This is a genomic window from Bradyrhizobium sp. USDA 223 (assembly GCF_044909005.1).
GTDB classification, from domain to species: Bacteria; Pseudomonadota; Alphaproteobacteria; order Rhizobiales; family Xanthobacteraceae; genus Bradyrhizobium; species Bradyrhizobium yuanmingense.
The window spans coordinates 7,425,668-7,441,225 of sequence record NZ_JBIYDR010000001.1 but is presented as its reverse complement, the minus strand read 5'-3'; the positions used below and the strand labels follow the sequence as shown (position 1 = coordinate 7,441,225).

Annotated in this window: 16 protein-coding genes; 7 read left to right on the top strand and 9 right to left on the bottom strand. The window is 65.0% G+C overall.

The annotated features are described in order from the left end of the window. Positions 1–57: 57 nt before the first annotated feature. The 5 genes from ABIA40_RS34660 to ABIA40_RS34640 all read right to left on the bottom strand — a co-directional run bounded on the left by ABIA40_RS34660 (position 58) and on the right by ABIA40_RS34640 (position 3,610). On the bottom strand, positions 58–1,458 hold the full coding sequence (locus ABIA40_RS34660) for an aspartate ammonia-lyase (RefSeq protein ID WP_271545832.1): 1,401 nt from the start codon (positions 1,456–1,458) through the stop codon (positions 58–60). Between the two features lie 30 nt (positions 1,459–1,488). After that, positions 1,489–2,031, bottom strand: coding sequence for a hypothetical protein (locus ABIA40_RS34655; protein WP_036021240.1), 543 nt, complete (start codon positions 2,029–2,031; stop codon positions 1,489–1,491). A 47-nt stretch (positions 2,032–2,078) separates the two neighbouring features. Further along, the gene (locus ABIA40_RS34650; RefSeq protein WP_081492862.1) at positions 2,079–2,681 is read right to left on the bottom strand and encodes a YqaA family protein; all 603 of its coding nucleotides are present in this window, start codon (positions 2,679–2,681) and stop codon (positions 2,079–2,081) included. Between the two features lie 46 nt (positions 2,682–2,727). Then, positions 2,728–3,132, bottom strand: a complete 405-nt coding sequence (hisE, locus tag ABIA40_RS34645) for a phosphoribosyl-ATP diphosphatase (protein WP_157283040.1) — start codon at positions 3,130–3,132, stop codon at positions 2,728–2,730. 118 nt (positions 3,133–3,250) lie between these two features. Next, positions 3,251–3,610, bottom strand: a complete 360-nt coding sequence (locus tag ABIA40_RS34640) for a hypothetical protein (protein WP_157283042.1) — start codon at positions 3,608–3,610, stop codon at positions 3,251–3,253. 226 nt (positions 3,611–3,836) lie between these two features. Here ABIA40_RS34640 and ABIA40_RS34635 point away from each other — a divergent pair, with 226 nt between their 5' ends. From ABIA40_RS34635 to ABIA40_RS34610, 6 genes are all read left to right on the top strand, one after another. Beyond that, positions 3,837–4,886: an ABC transporter substrate-binding protein gene (locus tag ABIA40_RS34635; protein ID WP_404545726.1), complete on the top strand. Its 1,050-nt coding sequence runs from the start codon at positions 3,837–3,839 to the stop codon at positions 4,884–4,886. A gap of 82 nt (positions 4,887–4,968) precedes the next feature. Continuing rightward, the gene (locus ABIA40_RS34630; RefSeq protein WP_404545724.1) at positions 4,969–6,765 is read left to right on the top strand and encodes a glucan ABC transporter ATP-binding protein/ permease; all 1,797 of its coding nucleotides are present in this window, start codon (positions 4,969–4,971) and stop codon (positions 6,763–6,765) included. Between the two features lie 189 nt (positions 6,766–6,954). Beyond that, entirely contained in the window at positions 6,955–8,460 is a 1,506-nt protein-coding gene (locus ABIA40_RS34625; protein WP_225111594.1) for a D-alanyl-D-alanine carboxypeptidase family protein, read from the top strand. A 190-nt stretch (positions 8,461–8,650) separates the two neighbouring features. Next, entirely contained in the window at positions 8,651–10,336 is a 1,686-nt protein-coding gene (locus ABIA40_RS34620) for a long-chain fatty acid--CoA ligase (protein WP_157283050.1), read from the top strand. A gap of 15 nt (positions 10,337–10,351) precedes the next feature. Then, a complete protein-coding gene (locus ABIA40_RS34615) occupies positions 10,352–10,906 on the top strand; it encodes a DUF924 family protein (protein ID WP_404545722.1) in 555 nt (184 codons plus the stop codon). Between the two features lie 108 nt (positions 10,907–11,014). Then, positions 11,015–11,500 carry a peroxiredoxin gene (locus tag ABIA40_RS34610; protein WP_028180275.1) on the top strand — a complete coding sequence of 162 codons (486 nt, stop codon included), beginning with the start codon at positions 11,015–11,017 and terminating at the stop codon, positions 11,498–11,500. 153 nt (positions 11,501–11,653) lie between these two features. Here ABIA40_RS34610 and rnhA read toward each other — a convergent pair whose 3' ends face one another. Genes rnhA through ispH form a run of 3 tightly spaced genes read right to left on the bottom strand, consistent with a single transcriptional unit; the run spans position 11,654 to position 14,073 of the window. Then, positions 11,654–12,118 (bottom strand): ribonuclease HI, encoded by a 465-nt coding sequence (gene rnhA / locus ABIA40_RS34605; RefSeq protein ID WP_271545843.1) that lies wholly within the window; start codon positions 12,116–12,118, stop codon positions 11,654–11,656. Further along, positions 12,115–13,098: a homoserine kinase gene (locus ABIA40_RS34600; protein WP_404545721.1), complete on the bottom strand. Its 984-nt coding sequence runs from the start codon at positions 13,096–13,098 to the stop codon at positions 12,115–12,117. The genes rnhA and ABIA40_RS34600 overlap by 4 nt, the downstream gene beginning before the upstream one ends. Positions 13,099–13,104: 6 nt before the next feature. After that, positions 13,105–14,073, bottom strand: coding sequence for a 4-hydroxy-3-methylbut-2-enyl diphosphate reductase (gene ispH, locus ABIA40_RS34595; RefSeq protein WP_404545719.1), 969 nt, complete (start codon positions 14,071–14,073; stop codon positions 13,105–13,107). A 263-nt stretch (positions 14,074–14,336) separates the two neighbouring features. Here ispH and ABIA40_RS34590 point away from each other — a divergent pair, with 263 nt between their 5' ends. Then, positions 14,337–15,032: a DUF1013 domain-containing protein gene (locus ABIA40_RS34590; protein WP_035997500.1), complete on the top strand. Its 696-nt coding sequence runs from the start codon at positions 14,337–14,339 to the stop codon at positions 15,030–15,032. A 149-nt stretch (positions 15,033–15,181) separates the two neighbouring features. On the opposite strand, the gene ABIA40_RS34585 is transcribed toward ABIA40_RS34590, so the two are convergent. Beyond that, entirely contained in the window at positions 15,182–15,451 is a 270-nt protein-coding gene (locus tag ABIA40_RS34585; protein WP_404545717.1) for a hypothetical protein, read from the bottom strand. Between the last annotated feature and the right edge of the window lie 107 nt (positions 15,452–15,558).

Sequence of the window (15,558 nt, the reverse complement as noted above, 5' to 3'; positions counted from 1 at the left end):
CGCGGCGCAATGGATCCCGGGCTCGCGCTTCGCGCGCCCTGGAATGACAGCGACCGCCTACCCGATCAGATCCGGGTTGATCAGCCGCTCGAACGAGAACATCTCGTCCCACTTCTCCTGCGTCAGCAGCTTGCGTTCGGCCACGACGATCTGGTGCAGCGACTTGCCACTCTTGTAGCCTTCGCGCGCGATCTCGGCGCATTGCTTGTAGCCGAGCAGCGGCTTCAACACCGTGACGATGCCGAGCGAGTTCAGCACCATGTTGCGGGTGTGCTCCTCGTTGGCGGTGATGCCGACGACGCAATTCTCGCGCAGGCTGTTGACCGCACGCTCCATGGTGCGGATCGAGAAGAACAGCGCGAACGAGATCACCGGCTCCATCACGTTGAGCTGGAGCTGGCCGGCGCTTGCCGCCAGCGTCACCGTGGTATCGAGGCCGATGACGAGGAAGCTGGTCTGGTTGACGACTTCGGGAATGACCGGATTGACCTTGCCGGGCATGATCGAGGAGCCCGGCTGAAGCTGCGGCAGGTTGATCTCGTTCAAGCCCGCGCGTGGACCGGAGGCAAGCAGGCGGATGTCGTTGCAGATTTTCGTCAGCTTGCTGGCCGTGCGCTTCAGCACGCCGGAGAGCTGCACATAGGCGCCGGTGTCGGAGGTCGCCTCGACGAGATCGCCGGCGAGAATGAAATCGACGCCGGTGAGCGCGCTGAGGTGCCTGACGGCGAGCTTGGGATAACCGATCGCCGCCGTGACGGAGGTGCCGATCGCGGTGGCGCCGAGATTGATCTCGCGCAGCAGCGCGCGCGCTTCCGAGATGCGGTCGACCTCCTCGCCGATCGTGGTGCCCCAGCCCCGGAATTCGGCGCCGAGCGACATCGGCACCGCGTCCTGCAGATGCGTGCGGCCCATCTTCAGGACCCGGTCGAACTCGCGACCCTTGGCGAAGAAGGCTTCCTGGAGCTGGCGCAACGCGGTCATGTAGCTCTCGAGCCGCAGGATCAGGGCCAGCCGAAAGGCGGTCGGATAGGTGTCGTTGGTCGACTGGCCGTAATTGACGTGATCGTTCGGACTGACGTGCTGGTAGTCGCCCTTGGCAAAGCCGAGCGATTCCAGCGCGAGGTTCGCGATCACCTCGTTGGCGTTCATGTTGGTCGACGTGCCGGCACCGCCCTGGATGAAATCGGTGACGAACTGATCCATCATGTCGCCCGCGATGACGCGGTCGCAGCCGAGGATGATGGCGTCCGCGACCTTGGCATCGATCGCGCCGAGGTCGCGATTGGCCATCGCGGCGGCCTTCTTGACATAACCAAGCGCCTTCACGAAGTAAGGCTCCTGGTTCATCGGAATGCCGGTGATGTGGAAGTTCTCCTTACCCCGGATGGTCTGGACGCCGTAATAGATGTCGTCGGCGATCTCACGCTGTCCGAGGAAGTCCTGCTCCGTGCGGCTCATGGGCGCTCCTTGGTTCTCGCGCGCCGGCCTTCAGTTCTGGCACAGCGCGCTGGTCACGAAAGTGTCGGTGCGGCAGTCGTCCGGTTTACGTTGCCGGCCCGGGATCAGGACCTTGGCCGAGCATTTTTCCGCGGAGTCGGCGTTCAGGCTCTTGCCTTCCTTGTAGCCCTTGCCCTGGCAGAGCTGGTCGGCCGCCTGCTTGCAGTCGGGCGCGCCGTTCGCAGAGACCGGGCAGATCACGCGCCCCGACACCATGGTCGAGGGCTTGGCCAGCCGCGACAGGTCGTCCATGGTTTCACTGGGGCTTTTAATCGGCGGCAGGATCGAAGGCAGCTTGTCGAACAGCTTGCCCATTTCGTTGATCAGCCCGGGATTCTCCTCGCGCGCCGGCGGCGCCGAGGGAGCGGGCGTCGATGGCGACGGGCCGGCCTGCGCCCCCTGCTGCTGAAGGCCGAGCGCCGGCGGGGCGGATTGCGGCCGGGCCGTCCCTCCGGCAGCGAGCAGCAGCAGCAGCAGCGCTGTCGACATCAGCGTCCCATGCCGTGCCGCCGGATTGCCGGATCGAACCATCATGACGACAACCGTAGCCGAAGCCGGCGCGGCGGCAAAGCGCCGCGGCTCTAGATCAGCTTGATGGCGATAACGAAGCCGAGCACCAGCACGATCGCGCCGAGCGCGACCCACAATCCGAGATGCCGCTCGATCCTGACCCGGATCCAGTCGCCGTAGCGGTTGAGCAGGATCGCGACGACGAAGAAGCGTCCGCCGCGCGCGACGATCGAGCACAGGACGAACAGGAGGATGTTGTAGCCGGCAAAGCCCGAGGTGATGGTGACGAGCTTGTAGGGGATCGGCGTCAGTCCTTTGAGCAGGATGATGACCGCACCCCATTCCGCATAGGAGGCGCGGAAGGCGTCGACCTTGTCGGCGAGGCCGTAGACCTGGATCAGCCACTGGCCGACCGAGTCGAACAGCAGCGCGCCGATGGCGTAGCCAACGACGCCGCCGAGCACCGAGGTCACGGTGCAGATCGCGGCATAGAACCAGGCGCGCTGCGGCCGCGCCAGGGACATCGGAATCAGCATCACATCCGGCGGGACCGGAAAGAAGGAGCTTTCGGCGAAGGACACGATGCCCATGATCCAGAGCGCATAGGGCTTGTGGGCGGCGTCGATGCACCAGTCGTACATTCGTTTCAGCATGGCGCCGCGATGAAGCACCATGGGACGGATTTGTCCATCGCCAGTTTTTGAGCGATTTGTGACGCTTCTAGTGGCGCTTGCGCGCGGCGCGGCCGTCAAGCGCGACAATAGGCCGCCGCGAGGCCATGCGCGGTGATGCGACTTTGGGCAATTTCGCCGGCGACTTCGGCAGTTTCTCGGCAATTCCGAGCATGTCCTCCCGCCGCGTCATTTCCCGCCAGACGTCCTCGGGGCGTACTCCGGCCGAAGCCCACAGCACGGTGAGATTGTAGAGCAGGTCGGCGCTTTCCCGGATCACGGCCTCGCTATCGCCATTGACCGCATCGATGACGACCTCGATGGCTTCTTCGGCCAGTTTCTTCGCCATCTGTGAGGGCCCACGCTGAAACAGCCGGGCCGTGCGCGATGTTGCCGGATCAAGGTCTCTGGCCGCGAGCACAGCCAGATATAGCCGCTCAAGCGAATCACTCATGGTACCCAAAACTACTCGAAACAAATGGCCGGCGTGTTAACACGCGGCAATATAAGCAAAAAACAAGCCGCCGCGGCAAGCGCGACGGCCTGTTCGCCGATGACGTATGCCCGACCGGTTAATAGCAGCTGTAGCCGGAATAGCCGTGGGCGCAGGGGTTCTTGTAGCCGCCATAGGTGTAGCGGTTGCCCGAGTCGTAATAATAGGGACCATAGCCGGGGCCGCTGTAATAGGCCGGGCCGCCCTCGTAATAGTAAACCGGACCCGGATCATAGGCGTAGGCATTGCGGCTGGCTGCGATGGCGAGGCCGGTCGCGGCCAGGCCGAACATCGCTGCAGCAGCTGCGCCGCCGCCACCGCGATGCCAATGACGACCGCCCGCGTAAGAGGCGCTGGGTGCAACGGCAGTCAGGGCCACCACGGCGGCCGTGGCCAGAACGGCCTTGCGGCCGACGAACTTCGAAAGGCTGTCAAACATGATCTGGACCCTCCTTGGGACCTCGGATTGTGCCTGACGACAGGCTGATGTCTGTCAAACACTCACCACCTAAGTAGGTTCCCCCACCCCAACACAGGCTGAACGGGGTTGCGTAACGATGCCGCAAGCCCGCTCATCCGCCGTTCATGTTGGCGCGCGCACGTTCGTCGCGGCCGGCGCTTGCCAAGCGTCACGAAACCATAACAATGCGGGGCCGGCGCGACCGATGTCCGGATTCAAGACGATCGCCCTTCAGTGGCTGCTGGCCCTTGCAATCGCGTTCGCCCTATCGACGGTGCGCGAAGCCATTGCGGCCGGGAGCGACACTCCCTCGACTGCCATCCATTTCACCTTCGACCGTCCCATCGATGCGAGCATGGCGCCATTCTTCCTTGCGGCGAAGGACGGCAGGTTCGGCGCCGAGCATCTCAACGTGTCCTTCAACAGCGCGAGCGGATCGCCGGAGGCGCTCGCACGGCTCGCCAAAGGCGACAGCGAGCTCGCGCTCGTCGACATCAACGAGCTGATACGCTTTCGTGACAAGGACGACGCGGCGCCGGTCAAGGCCGTGTTCGTGCTGTTCGACCGCGCGCCTTATGCGATCGTCGCGCGCAAAAGCCGCGGTATCCGTCTCCTGCCCGACCTCGACGGCAAGACCGTCGGCGTTGCCGACGGCGATCTGTCGATGCGGCTATGGCCGGCGCTGGCGCAGCAGAACGGCATCAAGGCATCGCACGTCAAATTCCACAAGATCAGTGCCGCGGTGCGCGAGCCGATCCTGTCCGCAGGACAGGTCGATGCCGTCGCCGGGTTCAGCTATCTCTCGGCGGTGAACCTGCGCGATCGCGGCGTACCCGAAGCCGATCTCGTCGTGCTGCGCTATGCGGACTACGGCTGTGAGGCCTACGGCTTTGCCGTGGTGGCCAACACCGCCTTCGCCGCAGCGAAGCCGGATGCCGTGAAAGGCTTCGTTCGCGCCTTGATCGCGGGCATCATCGCGACGGCGAGGGAGCCGGCGCGTGCGGCGGAGGAGGCCGCGAGCCGCATCGACGACGGCGACCGCAATTTGGAGCTGAAGCGCCTGCACGCGGTCCTTGCCGACAACATCCTGACCGAGGAGGTCAAGCGCAACGGCCTCGGCGGCGTCGAGCCGGCGCGCCTGGAACGTTCGATCGATCAGATCGCGCGGGACTTCAAATTCCGCAAACGGCCGACGGCTCGCGACGTTTTCGACGACCAGTACCTGCCGCCGCCGGCAGAGCGGCTGATCAACTGAGCAAAACTGAAAGCTTGCGCTGTATCTCGCGGCGGTCCCGGCTTAGAATGTGGACTCCGTCTTCGCCGAGTCCCTCGCCTCCATGTCCCTCCTCCGTCTCTACACCCGCGTTCTCGAGCTGCTCGGCAAGGAGGCGCGGCTGGGCTGGCTGCTCGCGGTCGCCAACCTCCTGCTGGCGGGATCGCAGTTCGCCGAGCCCGTGCTGTTCGGCCGGATCGTCGACGTGCTCTCGGGCAAGACCGTGGCCGGCTCGAGCTCGGCCTGGCCGTTCCTGGTCGCCTGGGTCGCGTTCGGGCTGTTCACCATCGTCTGCAGCGCGATCGTGGCTTTGCAGGCCGACCGCCTCTCGCATCGCCAGCGCCAGGCGGTGCTGACCGACTATTTCGAGCACATCCTGCAGCTACCGTTGACCTTCCACTCCGGCACCCATTCCGGCCGGTTGATGAAGGTCATGCTCAATGGCACCGACGCGCTGTGGCGGCTGTGGGTCGGCTTCTTCCGCGAGCATTTTGCCGCGATCCTGTCGGTCGTCGTGCTGCTGCCGTTGTCGCTCTACCTGAACTGGCGGCTGGCGATCCTCTTGTTCGTGCTCTGCATCGTGTTCACGGCGCTGACCACCTTCGTGGTGCGCAGGACCTTCGGCATGCAGATGGCGGTCGAGGAGCACTACAGCGAGCTCTCCGCGCGCGCGTCTGATGCGCTCGGCAACGTCGCGCTGGTGCAGAGCTTCGTGCGCGTCGAATCCGAGGTCAAAGGGCTGCGCTCGGTCGCCGACGAGCTGCTGGCCGCGCAGATGCCGGTGTTGTCGTGGTGGGCGCTGGTCACGGTGATCACGCGCGCCTCCACCACCATCACGGTGCTCGCGATCTTCACCCTCGGCATCGCGTTGCACGACCAGGGCCTGACCTCGGTCGGCGAGATCGTGATGTTCGTGAGCTTCGCGACGCTGCTGATCCAGAAGCTCGAGCAGGTGGTCAGCTTCATCAACAACGTGTTCATGGAAGCTCCGCGGCTGCGCGAGTTCTTCAATGTGCTCGACGCCGTGCCCGCGGTGCACGACCGGCCGGACGCAATCGATGCCGGCAGGCTGTCGGGCCTCGTCGAGTTCAACGACGTCACGTTCTCCTATGACGGCAAGCGGCCGGCGATCGAGGACCTCACCTTCACCGCGCTGCCGGGCCAGACCATTGCGCTGGTCGGCCCGACCGGGGCCGGCAAGTCCACCGCGATTGCGCTCCTGCACCGGGCCTTCGATCCGCAATCCGGCGTCATCAAGATCGACGGCATGGACGTGCGCGGCGTCACGTTGACCTCGCTGCGGCGGAACATCGGTGTCGTGTTCCAGGAAGCGCTGCTGTTCAACCGCTCGATCGCGGAGAACTTGCGCGTCGGCAAGCCGGATGCGACCGAGGCCGAGATGCGTAAGGCGGCGGAACGCGCGCAGGCGCTGGAGTTCATCGAGCGCAGCGGCGGTTTCGAGACCAATGCCGGCGAGCGCGGCCGCATGCTCTCCGGCGGCGAACGGCAGCGGCTCTCGATCGCCCGCGCCCTGCTGAAGGACCCGCCGATCCTGATCCTGGACGAGGCGACCTCCGCGCTCGACGCGGTCACCGAGGTCAAGGTGAACGCCGCTCTCGACGAAGTGATGAGGGGCCGCACCACCTTCGTGATCGCCCATCGCCTCTCCACCATTCGCAACGCCACGCGGATCCTGGTGTTCGAGAATGGACGGGTGATCGAAACCGGAACTTTCGATGAACTCGTGGCCAAAGGCGGCCATTTTGCCGAGATGGCCAAGGCCCAGTTCATGGTGCAGGAGAACGCACGGGCCAGCGTGACGGCCGCCGAGGCTGCCTCGACAGCTGTCAAATCCCCCTAGCAAGTCCCGAGAGGACCGTCGAAATTCGGCCTACTTCGTTGCGGAATACCGCGCCGATCCCCCTATTCTCGACGCACCAGCCGGTATAGGTTTGCGACGCCGCAAGCGGCGGCGCTGGATTTCAGAACCGACAATCAGATCACGAGAACCGGCCGTATCAGGCGGATCTCCAAGGACCGGAATCGGATAGTGCACGCCCTTCGCCCGCTGCTTCGCAAATCCCTGTTCAACCTGTTCGCTGCGATGCTCGCCTGTGCCGCGATGCTCGCGCCGCGCACGGCGAGTGCCGAAGCGCTGCTGCTGATCGAGGCCGACAGCGGCAAGGTGTTGCAGGCCGAAAACGCGACCCTTCCCTGGTATCCGGCCTCCGTCACCAAGATCATGACCGCCTATGTGACGCTGAAGGCGGTCAAGGACGGCAGGCTGACGCTCGACACGCTGCTCACGGTGTCGCCGACCGCGGCCTCGCAATCGCCATCGAAGATGGGGTTCCGCCCGGGAACCCAAGTGACCGTCGACAACGCGCTGAAGATGATGATGGTCAAGTCGGCGAACGACATGGCCGTGGTGCTCGCCGAAGGCGTCAGCGGCTCGGTCGACGGCTTCTCCGCGGTGATGAACGACACCGCGAGGAAGCTCGGCATGGCGCAGACGAGCTATGTAAATCCAAACGGCCTGCCCGCCGAGGGCCAGATCACCTCTGCGCGCGACCTCGGCATCTTGGCGCGGTCTTTCCTGCGCGACCTGCCGGAATACGAGTACTACATGCATATCCCGGCGATCCGCTTCGGCAAGCGCGTCACCGGCAATTTCAACAAGCTGATCGGCCGCTATCCCGGCGCCGACGGGTTCAAGACCGGCTTCATCTGCGCCTCCGGCTACAACCTCGTCGCCTCGGCCACGCGCAACGGCCGCCGGCTGATCGCGGTGGTGCTCGGTGCAAACTCCGGCACGGCACGCGCGGTGAAGGCGGCGCAGCTGCTGGAGCGTGGCTTCGCTCCGGACAACCTCACCTGGCTGCGCCCCTCGCTCGGCACGGTCGACAATCTCGTGCCGGTCGATGCCACGCCGCCGAACCTGCGCGACGAGATGTGCGGACCCAACCGCAAGCGGCCGGCCAGCGACGACGACGATGCGCTGATTGCGGCCAGTGGCGGCGCGACCGGATCGGGCTCCGCCACCGGCGGCGCGGCCCAGTTCACCTTCTTCACGGCAGGCCTGCAGCCGCCGCTGATGAAAGCTTCCGAGCTGATGGCCTCGGCTGCGGCGCCGACCGAGCCCGTGCTGGTCTATACCGGCCCGACCCGCACCGGCACCGCCCTGATTGCTGCTGTGGCAGCCGATGCCGACCAGCAGGCCGCGTCCAAGCCGCGCGCCAAGAAGCCGCGCGTCGCCAAGAAGCCAGACGCCGCCGACAAGCCGGCCGATAAGCCCAAGGACACCAAGACCGCGGCGGCCAAGCCGGATGCCAAGCCGACTGACGGCAAGGCGGCCAAGCCGGCCACGCCCCAACCGGCCGCAACCAAGCCGGCTGGCGCCAAGCATGCCGCGACCAAGCCGGATGCGGTGGCGAAGCCCGCCGAGAAGCCTTCGGCCGGCGGCGATCAGGCGGCGAAGCCCGCCAAGCCCAAGGCAGCGACGACCCCCGCCGCGACGAAGCCTCCCGCCGCGGCCAAGCCGGCCAACAACAGTTAACGCCGCTCGGCACTAAACCGCAGCCCCGCTTAGCACCTGCGGCAGCACCGTTTTGCGACGATTCCAGTAGCGACGCTGCGACCTTTGCCCTAAGCCACGACGGCTTGCCACCCGTTCCGGCAAGCTGGATACTGGCGACAACGAGGCAAGCCCGAGAACAACGGGCCCTGGTCAATGAGGGGAGTCTTCCATGGAGCGCATCTGGCTCAAGCAATATCCGCCCGGCGTGCCTGCCGATATCGAGCCGACGCAATACGCATCGCTGGTCGACCTGCTGGAGGAGAGCTTCACCAAGTTCGCCGACCGCAAGGCATTCATCTGCATGGACAAGTCGATCAGCTATCGCGACCTCGACCAGATGTCGGTCGCGCTTGCCGCTTACTTGCAGGGCCGCGGGCTGCAGCGCGGCGCGCGTATCGCCATCATGATGCCGAACGTGCTGCAATACCCGGTCGCGACAGCCGCCGTGCTGCGCGCCGGTTTCGCGGTGGTCAACGTCAACCCGCTCTATACGCCGCGCGAGCTCGAGCACCAGCTGAAGGATTCGGGCGCCGAAGCCATCATCGTGCTGGAGAACTTCGCTCATACGGTCGAGCAGGTGATCGCGAGGACGCAGGTGAAGCACGTCATCGTCGCCAGCATGGGCGACCTGCTCGGCTTCAAGGGCGTGATCGTCAACCTCGTCGTCCGCCGGGTCAAGAAGATGGTACCGGCCTGGTCGCTGCCAGGCTCGGTCTCTTTCAACGACGCACTATCCGCCGGCCGCGGCATGACGTTCAACAAGCCGAAGCTGTCGCCGGGCGACGTCGCCTTCCTGCAATATACCGGCGGCACCACCGGCGTCTCCAAGGGCGCCACCCTGCTCCACCGCAACATCGTCGCCAACGTCTTGCAGAACGATGCGTGGCTGCAGCCGGCGCTCGCCGCGCCGCCACATGTCGAGCAGCTGATGATCGTCTGCGCGCTGCCGCTCTATCACATCTTCGCGCTGACGGCCTGTTATCTGCTCGCAGTGCGCGCCGGCGGCTGCAACCTGCTGATCCCGAACCCGCGCGACATTCCCGGCTTCATCAAGGAGCTGGCGAAATACCAGGTCAACACCTTCCCGGCGGTGAATACGCTCTACAACGCCTTGATGAACCATCCCGACTTCAAGAAGCTCGACTTCTCCAAGCTGAAGATCTCGAACGGCGGCGGCATGGCGGTGCAGCGCCCCGTTGCCGAGCAATGGAAGAACATCACGGGCTGCAGCATCGCCGAGGGCTACGGCCTGTCGGAGACCTCGCCTGTCCTGACCTGCAATCCGCCGACGGCGACCGAGTTCGCCGGCTCGATCGGCATCCCCGTGCCGTCGACTTACATCTCGATCCGGGACGACGAGGGCAACGAGGTGCCGCTCGGACAGGCGGGCGAGATCTGCGCCAAGGGCCCGCAGGTGATGTCGGGCTACTGGAACAGGCCGGAGGAGACCGCCAAGGTGATGACCGCGGACGGCTATTTCCGCACCGGCGACATCGGCGTGATGGACGAGAGGGGCTATATCAAGATCGTCGACCGCAAGAAGGACATGATCCTGGTCTCCGGCTTCAATGTCTATCCGAACGAGGTCGAGGAAGTCATCGCGAGCCATCCGGGCGTGCTCGAATGCGCCGTGATCGGCATCCCCGATTCCAAGTCGGGCGAAGCGGTGAAGGCCTTCGTGGTGAAGAAGGACCCGAACCTCACGGCGGATGCCGTGATCAAGTTCTGTCACGACCAGCTCACCGGCTACAAGGTGCCCAAGCACGTCGAATTCCGCAACGATCTGCCGAAGACCAATGTCGGCAAGATCCTGCGTCGGCAGCTGCGCGACGAGAAGAAGGCGGAGGCGGCTTAAGGCGCGCCTCCGTTCATGGCTGACGCCCGCAACATCACGCCATCAGGCGTTCTCGCCTTCTGGCGAGAGGCCGGGCGCGAACGCTGGTACGAGCGCAGCGATGCTTTCGATGCGGAGATACGACGCCGCTTTCTCTCGCTGTGGCAGAGGGCGGCCGCTGGCGAGCTGGCGTCATGGGAGGCGAGCGACGACGGCGCGCTCGCACTCGTCATCGTGCTCGACCAGTTTCCCCGCAACATGTTTCGCGGCACACCGCAGGCCTTTGCCAGCGACGCACAGGCGCGCGACGTCGCCCGCCGCGCCATCGCGCGCGGCGTCGATCGCAGGGTCGATCCCCTCCTGCTCGAATTCCTCTATTTGCCCTTCATGCATTCCGAGCACCTGGCCGACCAGTTGCACTGCGTCGCGCTGTTTCAAAACACCGACAATGCCGAAAGCCTGAAATACGCGCGCGACCACGCCGACATCATCGCGCGGTTCGGCCGCTTTCCCCACCGCAACCGTCTCCTCGGCCGCGACACCACCGAGGAGGAGCAGGCCTTCCTCGACGGCGGCGGTTTTGCCGGCTGATGACATCACGGTGAACGGCCGCCATCCTCGCCGCTTCCGCCACCGGCAATATTGTGCAGGCCCGCCGCCCGGTCTAAAAAGCGGGACCGATTTTCAGGGAGACTGACGATGGCGATCCAGATTGGCGACAAGCTGCCCGAGGCGAAATTCCGCGTGATGACGGCGGAAGGCCCGCAGGTGAAGACCACCGACGACATCTTCAAGGGCAAGAAGGTGGCGCTGTTCGCGGTGCCCGGCGCCTATACCGGCACCTGCCACAAGATGCATCTGCCGAGCATCTTCCTCAACGCCTATGCCATGAAGGACAAGGGTGTCGACACCATCGCCATCGTCTCCGTCAACGACGCCTTCGTCATGAACGCCTGGAAGCGCGACACGGACCAGCGCGACGAGGCCGTCTTCCTCGCCGACGGCAATGCCGACTTCACCAAGGCGATCGGCATGGAGCTGGACGCCTCCGCCAACGGCCTCGGCATCCGCTCCAAGCGCTATTCGATGCTGATCGAGGACGGCGTGGTCAAGAAGCTGAACCTCGAGGCGATGCCCGGCAAGGTCGAGGTCTCCGGCGGCGATACGCTGCTTGGGCAGCTGTAAGCGCTTCGCGACAACAGACGCTGTCATGCCCCGGCTTGACCGGGGCATCCAGTACGCCGCGGCCTCTCGGCTCAATCACAACCGCCTCTGGAATACTGGATCACCCGCCTTCGCGGGTGATGACAGTTCGGGGCGGAGCGACGACGCCGCCCCCTACTCCCTCACCCGCTGCTGCAACCGCGCCATGACGATCCCATCGCGCGCCAGCTGGTCGGCGCGCTCGTTCTCGGGGTGGCCGGCGTGGCCCTTGACCCAGTGCCAGCGGACCTCGTGCTGCTTCAGCGATGCGTCGAGGCGCTGCCATAGCTCGACATTCTTCACCGGCTTCTTGTCGGCGGTGCGCCAGCCGTTGCGCTTCCAGCCGAAGATCCAGCCGGTGATGCCCTGCCGGACATACTGGCTGTCGGTGTAGAGATCGACCGTGCACGGCCGCTTCAGCGCTTCGAGCGCCGAGATCGCCGCCATCAATTCCATCTGGTTGTTGGTGGTGTGCGGCTGGCCGCCGTTCAGCTCCTTCTCCTTGTCGCCGAACTTCAGGATCGCGCCCCAGCCGCCCGGCCCGGGATTTCCCGAGCAGGCGCCGTCGGTGTAGATCGTCACCTTGGGAAGCTCGCTCACGCCACCAGTCCCGACGGCATAAGCCCGTAGTCACGCACGCTCGTCACGCTTTGGTGGAAGCGCAGCTTACGGAAATACTCCAAGGGATCCTTCGGCTTGACCAGCGCGCCTGCGGGCACGTTGAGCCAGTCGACCAGCCGCGTCAGCAGGAAGCGGATCGCAGCCCCGCGGGCCAGCAGCGGCAGCGCGGCTTCTTCGGCTTCGCTCAGCTTGCGCACCCGGCCATAGGCGTTGAGGAAGGCACGCGCCTTGGTGACGTTGAAGGAATGATCCGGCTCGAAGCACCAGGCGTTGAGGCAGATCGCGACGTCATAGGCCAGCATGTCGTTGCAGGCGAAGGTGAAGTCGATGATCCCCGAGAGCTTGTCGCCGAGGAAAAAGACGTTGTCGTTGAAAAGGTCGGCGTGGATCACGCCTTCGGGCAGGTTGCTCGGCCAGACCCCGCTGGAAAGATAGTCGAGCTCGGCGGCGAGGAAGGCGCGCAGCCCCGGCTGCACCTCGTCCGCACGATTCGAAGCCGCATCGAACAGCGGCCGCCAGCCGGCGACCGAGAGTGCATTGGCGCGCCGAACCGCGAAATTGGCGCCGGCCAGATGCATCCGGGCCAGCCCCTCGCCGACGCCGGCGCAATGGGTCGCGTTCGGCTTGCGCGGCCAGATGCCTTCGAGAAAGGTGATGATCGCGGCGGGCCGGCCTGCGAGCTCGCGCAAGGCCTCGCCGTCGCGTCCCCTCACGGGCAGCGGACAATTGAGGCCGTGCTCGGCGAGGTGCGTCATCAGTCCGAGGAAGAACGGCAGATCGTTCTTCGCCACGCGCTTTTCGTACAGCGTGAGGATGAACGAGCCTTTGCTCGTGTGCAGCAGGAAGTTGGAATTTTCGACGCCCTCGGCGATGCCCTTGTAGGAGAGCAATTCGCCGAGATCGTATTGCTCCAGGAAATCCGCAAGCTCGTCGGCGGCGACGTCGGTGTAGACCGCCATAAAGGTCTACTCGGCGGCGGCTTCGGGGCGCACCTGACGCGGCAACGGGAAGAACTCGTTCTCTTCCGCGGCCGAGACCGTCTCCACGTGCAGCGTGTAGCGCTCGGCGAAGGCGTCCATGATTTCCTCGACGATCACCTCGGGCGCGGACGCGCCCGCGGTGATGCCGAGGCTCTTGATGTTGCCGAACCTGCCCCAGTCGATGTCGGTGGCGCGCTGCGCCAGCACCGCGATCTTGCAGCCCTCGCGCTCGGCAACCTCGCGCAGGCGCTGCGAGTTCGACGAGTTGGGAGCACCGACCACGATGAGCGCGTCCACCACCGGCGCCACCTTCTTCACGGCGAGCTGGCGGTTGGTGGTGGCGTAGCAGATGTCTTCCTTGTGCGGCCCGTTGATGTTGGGGAAGCGTTCCTTGAGCAGCGCGACGATCTCCGCGGTGTCGTCGATCGACAGCGTGGTCTGGGTCACGAAGGCGAGGTTGTTGGGGTCCTTCGGCGTGATGGTCTTGGCGTCCTCGGCGGTCTCGATCAGGGTCACGGCACCCGGCGGCAGCTGGCCGAGCGTGCCGACCACCTCGGGATGGTGGGAATGGCCGATCAGGAAGATCTCGCGGCCGCGCTTGAAGTGGATCGCGGCCTCGCGATGCACCTTCGTCACCAGCGGGCAAGTCGCATCCAGCGAGAACAGGTTGCGGGACTGGGCGTCGGCCGGAACCGACTTCGGCACGCCGTGGGCCGAGAACACCACCGGGGCGGTGGTATTATCCGGGATTTCTGCGAGCTCCTCGACGAAGATGGCGCCCTTCTTCTTCAACCCATCGACGACGTACTTGTTGTGCACAATCTCATGGCGAACATAGACGGGGGCGCCGTACTTATCGAGCGCCCGTTCGACGGTGTCGATCGCCCGGACCACCCCGGCACAGAAGCCGCGGGGAGAACAAAGCACGATCTTGAGGTCTGGTTTGGCTGACATTGAGCGATCTCGGGACCGAATCACCCGATCGCGTTCTGCCGGGGCGGTCGATGGATGGGAATTTGGCTTAAAACTGTCGGCTTGAACCATACAGTGGTTCAAAGGGAATTGGGCCCCCTTTCGGGCGGTGTCAAGGCACTATCTATAGCAGAACCATTGCATGGCTACCCCCTCCGGGCTTATATAGCGCGAATTCCCTGTCATCGCTGATGACCACCGGTTTCGCCTCCAGAGGGGTGGGCGAAGCACAAAGGAGATTTGCCATGAGCAACGCACCTCTGATGCCCAAGGCGACCGCCGTTTGGCTGCTCGACAACACCGCGCTGACCTTCGACCAGGTCGCCGATTTCACCAAGATGCATCCCCTCGAGGTGCGCGCCATCGCCGACGGCGACGCGGCCCAGGGCATCAAGGGCATGGATCCCCTCTCCAATGGCCAGCTGACCCGCGAGGAAATCGAGAAGGGCGAGAAGAACCCGGACTACCGGCTCCGCCTCCAGGAGAGCAAGGTGGTGCTGCCGCCCCAGCCCAAGCGCAAGGGCCCGCGTTACACCCCGGTCTCGCGCCGCCATGAGCGCCCGAGCGCCATCCTCTGGCTGCTGCGCAACCATGCGGAGCTCAAGGACGCCCAGATCATGCGCCTGGTCGGCACCACCAAGAGCACGATCGCGAGCGTGCGCGACCGTACCCACTGGAACACCTCGGCGCTGACCCCGATCGACCCGGTCACGCTCGGTCTGTGCTCGCAGATCGAGCTCGATTTCGAGGTGCAGCGCGCGGCGAAGGAGAAGCCGATCGACGCAGCCTATGGCGGCGCCACCCTGCTGCCGGCCTCCGAGACCACCCGCAAGGACGAGTACGAGCCCGCGGAGAAGTCCAGTGACGACCTCAACGTCGACGCCGTGTTCGCCAAGCTGAAGACGCTCGGCGGCAAGAAGCACGAGGACGAGGAGGAGTAAGGCTCCGCACTTCGTTCGCGATTATGCATCAGGCAAGACGCGGCAGGAAAAACTGCCGCGTTTTTTGCTCGATTGTCGCGAGAGAACTTCAGCCATCCCGTCACTGCAAGCGCAGCGCGCAATGACGTAGAAGGCGGGGAGCGCTATCTTTACGGCCGCACGGGGTTGTTCAGCATGTACTCGCCGAGATCGCGCTGGCGGCGGTCGGCGCGCGCGGTGGCCGCGTTGCGCTGGACGTCGCGGTCCTTGCGGCAGGCCACGTAATCCGGCGAGCCCTGCGCATATCCCCGGCTCTGGCAGACGGCGTCGTCATCATCGCCGCCCGCCGCCACCGGATTCTGGTAGCGTGCCGAGCAGGCGGAGAGAGCGACGGCGAAAGCTAAGGCGGTCAGCAGGCGTGGCGCGGCGGCAAGTGGCATACGAGGTTCCCTATCGGCCGGCCCTGTTTAGCGCGGAATGCGGAGATTGTAAGTCCCTGGACGCCGTTCCACGCTCGCTGTCGTTCCCCGCACAGGCAGCGATGACA